Source organism: Pedobacter sp. 01N416 (genome assembly GCF_056399685.1).
On the sequence record NZ_JBFTRT010000267.1, the window covers coordinates 1 to 6388 of the forward strand.

6 protein-coding genes are annotated in these 6388 nt (G+C 39.0%); all 6 read left to right on the forward strand.

Annotated elements, in window-relative coordinates; translation table 11 throughout:
• Positions 1–266 (forward strand): glycosylhydrolase-like jelly roll fold domain-containing protein (locus AC1DND_RS15475; protein ID WP_477582899.1); only part of this gene is annotated, 266 nt, incomplete at its 5' end.
• Positions 267–290: 24 nt separating this feature from the next.
• Positions 291–599 carry a hypothetical protein gene (locus AC1DND_RS15480; protein WP_477582901.1) on the forward strand — a complete coding sequence of 103 codons (309 nt, stop codon included), beginning with the start codon at positions 291–293 and terminating at the stop codon, positions 597–599.
• Positions 600–615: 16 nt separating this feature from the next.
• Positions 616–882 (forward strand): hypothetical protein, encoded by a 267-nt coding sequence (locus AC1DND_RS15485; protein WP_477582903.1) that lies wholly within the window; start codon positions 616–618, stop codon positions 880–882.
• Positions 883–927: 45 nt separating this feature from the next.
• Positions 928–2991: an aceric acid hydrolase gene (locus tag AC1DND_RS15490; protein WP_477582905.1), complete on the forward strand. Its 2064-nt coding sequence runs from the start codon at positions 928–930 to the stop codon at positions 2989–2991.
• Between the two features lie 117 nt (positions 2992–3108).
• Positions 3109–4536 (forward strand): sialate O-acetylesterase, encoded by a 1428-nt coding sequence (locus AC1DND_RS15495; RefSeq protein ID WP_477582906.1) that lies wholly within the window; start codon positions 3109–3111, stop codon positions 4534–4536.
• Between the two features lie 247 nt (positions 4537–4783).
• On the forward strand, positions 4784–6388 hold a 1605-nt coding region (locus AC1DND_RS15500; RefSeq protein ID WP_477582908.1), incomplete at its 3' end, for a DUF5703 domain-containing protein.

Genomic DNA, 6388 nt, shown 5'->3' on the forward strand with positions numbered 1-6388 from the left:
GTATTGCCGAAGTAAAAATCAATGGAATAAACTGCGGCACTTTGTGGACTGCTCCGCACCGTTTAGAAATTAGTAAAGCCATTAAAAAAGGCGAGAACCAAATTACCATCGAAGTGACAAATACCTGGGCTAACCGTTTAATAGGCGATAGCAAATTGCCAGAAAATAAAAGAATTACCAAAACAACTGCACCTTTCCGATTGGAAGGTAAAGCTTTAAATCCTGCGGGATTATTAGGGCCGGTAGTGATACAAGTGGAAGAGTAAATGGGATTTAATATTTCAAAATATATGAAAAAAATAATTGTATTAATTCTGGCATTTACCCAAACTGTGGTTTACGCTCAACAAAAGAAAGTAAAGGATAATTTTAATGTCCAGATCAGATTAGAAAAGGGCGATTTAAATAAAGATGGTTTAACGGACAAAACCATAATTATGATGGATACGATTGATACAGCGGTCCCATTAAGGTTACAAATATTTTTATTACAGCCAAATAAGAAATTTAAAATGGTTTTCTCTTCAACTGATGTAATTGAACCCCAATATGTAAACGGTGTACATACTAAAAATCAAATCCCTTTTTTTTTTTATTGAAGACGGATTTTTATTAATGAACACTGAAAAAAATGATGTTCGCTTTGAGTATAAATTCATCTACAAAAATGGAGTTTTTCAGTTGATTAAAGTCTCTAGTGTCGTTTATGATGGGAAAAATTCGACAACCGAGACTGTATTTAATCTTTTAACAGGAGTGAGAACGGAAACTACAACATTATTGGGTTCCGAAAAAATCTTAAAGAAAAATACAAAGAAAATAATGATCAGGCCATTACCTACGCTTCAGAATCTAAGGACTTTTGGCAATAAATTAGATTAATAACACCAAAACAAGAAGCATTTGCAGTTTAAAAACTAAAAAATAATGAAAAAGCTACTCCATATAACCAAAAATTTTGCCCTGCAGACTCTACGACTTCAGGTAATTATTTGCGTAACGCTTTTTCTAACGTTAAGCGCTAAAGCACAAGACAAAGCTTTGGTAAATACGTCAAATTCGCCTTACGCGAAATTGCACAGCATCAATATGACTGATGTAACCTGGACAAAAGGATTTTGGGCCGATCGGTTTAAAGTAGCCACCGAAACCATGGTACCCAATATGTGGGCCATTTATAACGATCCAAAGATCAGTCACGCTTTTGAAAATTTCAAAATTGCAGCAGGTTTAGATACCGGCTCACATGCTGGTCCATCTTTCCATGATGGCGATTATTACAAAACCTTGGAGGCTGTAGCTGTTTTATACACTTCAACCAAAAACCCAAAACTGAACGAAATGATGGATAAAGCCATTGTGGTAATCGGTAAATCACAACGCGACGATGGTTACATCTATACCAAAGCAATGATTGAGCAGCGCAAAACAGGGTCTAAAAACCAGTTTCAGGATAGGTTGAGCTTCGAATCGTACAATATAGGCCATTTAATGACAGCTGGCTGCATCCATTATCGTGCAACCGGAAAAACTACTTTGCTCAACATTGCTAAAAAAGCGACAGATTATCTGTATAATTTCTATAAATCTGCTTCACCGACATTGGTACGAAACGCCATTTGTCCATCGCATTACATGGGCGTGATAGAAATGTACCGCACCACGAAAGATCCCCGGTATTTAGAACTGGCCCAGCATTTAATTGCCATAAAAGGTAAAATTAATGATGGTACCGATGATAACCAGGATCGGATCCCTTTTCTACAACAAACCAAAGCCATGGGCCATGCCGTACGTGCCAACTACCTTTATGCGGGTGTAGCAGATTTATATGCCGAAACGGGTAAAGATTCTCTTTTAAAAACATTGAATTTAATGTGGGATGATGTCAATCAGCACAAAATGTACATCACGGGTGGCTGTGGCTCGCTTTACGATGGGACTTCGCCCGATGGCACATCCTATAATCCGGCCGATGTGCAGAAAATTCACCAGGCTTTCGGTCGTGATTTTCAATTGCCAAATTTTACCGCACATAACGAAACCTGCGCCAACATTGGTAACGTACTCTGGAACTGGCGCATGTTGCAGATTACAGGCGATGCCAAATATGCTGATGTAATGGAACTCGCTTTGCACAACAGCGTTTTATCTGGAATCAGTTTGGATGGAAAAAACTTCTTATACACCAATCCTTTGGCGCAATCAGACGATTTACCTTTTAAACAACGCTGGTCGAAAGATAGGGTGCCTTATATCGCGTTATCCAATTGCTGCCCACCAAACATAGTCAGAACGATCGCAGAAGTTAGTGATTATGCCTACAGTACTTCAGATAAAGGATTGTGGTTCAATTTATATGGTGGCAATAACTTAAATACTACATTAACCAATGGTCAGAAAATTTCTTTGTCGCAAGAAACCAATTATCCCTGGGATGGGAAGATCAAAATCAGCATTAAAGAAATAGGGAATAAAGCTTATTCGTTATTTTTGAGAATCCCGTCGTGGACACATGATGCACAGATCACAATCAATGGAAAAACTGAAAATCTTAAAGCCGTTTCCGGGACTTATGCAGAAATAAGCCGCGTTTGGAAAAAAGGTGATGTAATAGAATTAAATCTCCCTATGGATGCCACTTTGATTGAAGCCAATCCTTTGGTCGAAGAAAACAGGAATCAGGTAGCGGTAAAACGCGGACCAATTGTTTACTGCCTCGAATCGACAGATTTACCTGGTAAAAGTATTTTTAATGCTTTCATCCCAGCTTCAACCAAATTTGAGGTCAAACCCATTAATATAGATGGAGCTGCAATGATGAGTTTAGTAGGAAATGCAAAAATGGTAGCGACAAACGACTGGAAAAATGTGTTGTACAGGCCGATTGAAGATAAAAATACAATAACAGAAATTAAACTGGTGCCATACTTTGCCTGGGGAAACAGAGGGCATTCAGAAATGTCGGTGTGGCTGCCGGTGAGTAGATGATGTAATAGGGCGCGTCATGCTGAACTTGTTTCAGCATCTTTAATGCTAAGCAGCATCACAATTAAGACCCTGAAATAAATTCAGGGTGACGACCGACTAAAAAAATAAAAAACAAAAATGAAACTAAAACTCTTCATATTCCTAAACTTCGCATGTTGCCTCATCGCATCAGCCATGGTAAAGCCTGCGTCGATTTTTACTGATCATATGGTGTTACAACAACAAAGCAATGTTGCCATATGGGGCTGGGCCAAAGCTGCTACCAAGGTGAAAATCAATACCTCCTGGAACAAACAGCACTACACTGTTATTACTGATCAGGCCGGTAAATGGAAAATAAAAATTGCTACTCCATCGGCCGGAGGCCCATATAATATTGAATTAAATGATGGTGAAAAACTTGTCCTGACGGATATTTTAATTGGTGAAGTTTGGTTCTGTGGTGGCCAATCAAACATGGAAATGCCCATGAAAGGTTTTAAAAGTCAGCCGATAATTGGTTCAAATGAGGCCATTCTAAAATCTACCAATAAAAACATCAGGCTTTATACTGTTCCGCGTTCTTCCATCACCGAACGACAAGAAAACAGCAAAGCTTCGCAATGGAAATTAGCTGCCCCAGAAACCGTTGCCAATTTTAGCGCAACCGCTTATTACTTTGGTTCCTTATTAAGCGAGATGTTAAATGTTCCTATCGGGATCATCAACGATAGTTATGGTGGTTCTACAATTGAGGCCTGGATGTCGCCTGAGGATTTAAAAGCATTCCCTGAGGTTAAAATCCCCTCAAAAACCGACAGTATAAAAGAAGTAAGCAGAACGCCCACAACCTTATACAATGGCATGCTTTATCCTGTAATCGGTTATGGCATAAAAGGTGCCATTTGGTATCAGGGCGAATCGAATTATGAACGTCCAGACCGCTACGAAGATTTGTTCCCTGCGATGGTTTCTTCCTGGAGAAAAAATTGGGATAATGGCGATTTTCCCTTCTATTATGCGCAAATCGCGCCCTACAACTATGCCCAATTGCCGCCTTACCATGTTGGTGGAAAATTTAACTCGGCCTTTTTACGGGATGCACAACGTAAATCCCTAACTAAAATTCAAAATTCGGGGATGGCAGTTTTAATGGATATCGGCGAGGAAAAATCAATCCATCCCGCAAACAAAAAACAGGGCGGAACCCGTTTGGCTTACCTGGCCTTATCTCAAACTTATGGTATAAAAGGTTTTGGTGCAYTAAGCCCGAACTATGAATCTTTGAACATTGATAAAAATAAAGCCGTGATCAAGTTTCAAAATGTAACAAATGGCTTAACTTCATTTGGCAAAGATTTGGCCTTATTTGAAGTAGCGGGGGCAGACCATATATTTTACCCTGCAAAAGCAACCATAACCGGAAGTAGCATCACTGTTTCAGCAGCGCAGGTTAAAGTACCCGTGGCTGTTCGCTATGCCTTTAAAGATTTTGTAACCGGCGATTTATTTGGGAACGATGGCTTACCCGTTTCTTCATTCCGTACCGATGATTGGGAGAATTAATAATTATAAAATGAATTTTACCACGAAGACACAAAGTATTTTATTTAGGAACTTAAATGTTCTGATATGTCTTATATGGTCAAAGTCTTTGAACCATGCCTCAGGTGTTCTCAGCTGGCTTAGGTGGTTCAATACCACAGGCCAAAAAACACTAACCACAAAGGCACAAAGCACACTAAGCACTTCATTTAGAAACTTATATGTTGTTATAGGCCTTATATGGTCAAAAAAACTCAACCTTTTCTTGGTGTGCTCCCTGTCTTTGTGCTTCCTCACTTCAAGTGCTTTTTCACAGGAAAAAAGCCCACCTAACTTGGTTTGGAATACCCAAAGCCTTAATTCCTCAGCCTCCATGCCTGTAGGTGGTGGCGATATCGGCCTTAACCTATGGGTAGAAAATGGTAATGTTTACCTCTATCTATCCAAAAGCGGCACCTTCGACGAGAATAATACCTTGCTTAAACTTGGTCGTGTAAAACTCAAATTATCCCCAAACCCTTTTCAAGGGAAAACATTTAAGCAAGAACTGATCTTAAAAGATGGTTACGCGCAGATCTCAGGCTCAAATGGTAAATTAAGTACGAAAATCAATGTTTGGGTAGATGTTTTTAATCYCGTTATCCATTTAGACATTAAATCCAGCCAAAGCATCACAACAGAAGCCAGTTACGAAAGCTGGCGCTTTGAAGACCGCATTACAAAAGGCAAAGAGAACAACCAAAATTCGTATAAATGGGCGCCTCAGGGCATTGTAAAAACCTTTAAAGATGAAATTGCTTTTAAAAACAATAACGTTCAATTTTACCATCAAAATAAAGCCGAGACCGTATTCGATATTACAGTAAAACAGCAAGGTCTTGATGATAGAAAAGCCGAATTGTTCAATCCGTTAAAAAACATGATTTTCGGCGGATTGATGCAGGGAGATAACCTGTTTCAGGCAGGAAATGATGAAGGTATCTATTTAAGTACACCTTTTAAAGGCTGGACGTTGAAAAGTAAAAAACCTTCGCGTTCAAGCCACATTACCATTGCTTTACATACAGTTAAAACTGAATCAATTTCTGACTGGGAAAAACAGTTAACTTCATTAAAAATCAATAACAAGCATAAATCCAGTATAAAATGGTGGAATGATTACTTTGAAAAGAGTTTCATTTATATCGATTCGAAAGATGAATCAGCCAATCAATCGGCTAAAAATTATCAGTTATTCAGGTATATGTTGGGTTGCAATGCCTTTGGCAAATACCCTACGAAATTTAATGGCGGTTTATTTACCTTCGATCCACAACTTACTGATACGGTGCTGAAATATACACCCGATTTCAGGAATTGGGGAGGAGGTACCCACACCGCTCAAAATCAACGTTTGGTCTATTGGCCGATGTTAAAAAGCGGCGATTTTGAAATGATGAAACCTCAGTTCGATTTCTACCTGAATTTGTTAAAAAATGCTGAAATCAGGACACAGTCTGCCTGGGGACATAATGGCGCCAGTTTTACAGAGCAATTGGAAAATTTTGGATTACCAAACCCAGCAGAATATGGCTGGAAACGTCCTGCCGATTTTAACAAAGGCATGGAATACAATGCCTGGTTAGAATACCAGTGGGATACTGTTTTAGAGTTCTGTATGATGATATTGGAAACAGAAAGGTATAATGGCAATAACATCGAAAAATATCTTCCATTGATTGAAAGTTCACTTAGCTTTTTTAAAGAACATTATACCTATTTAGCCAAACAACGCGGAGCAAAAGTTTTAGATGCCGATGGACATGTGGTTTTGTATCCTGGATCGGGCGCTGAAACCTATAAAATGGCCTATAACGCCACCTCAACCATTGCC

What these genes read in the sequence shown, in the direction of transcription:
- AC1DND_RS15480 (WP_477582901.1), top strand. Translation starts at nt 291, where the DNA reads ATGAAAAAAATAATTGTATTAATTCTGGCATTTACCCAAACTGTGGTT.
- AC1DND_RS15485 (WP_477582903.1), top strand. Translation starts at nt 616, where the DNA reads ATGAACACTGAAAAAAATGATGTTCGCTTTGAGTATAAATTCATCTAC.
- AC1DND_RS15490 (WP_477582905.1), top strand. Translation starts at nt 928, where the DNA reads ATGAAAAAGCTACTCCATATAACCAAAAATTTTGCCCTGCAGACTCTA.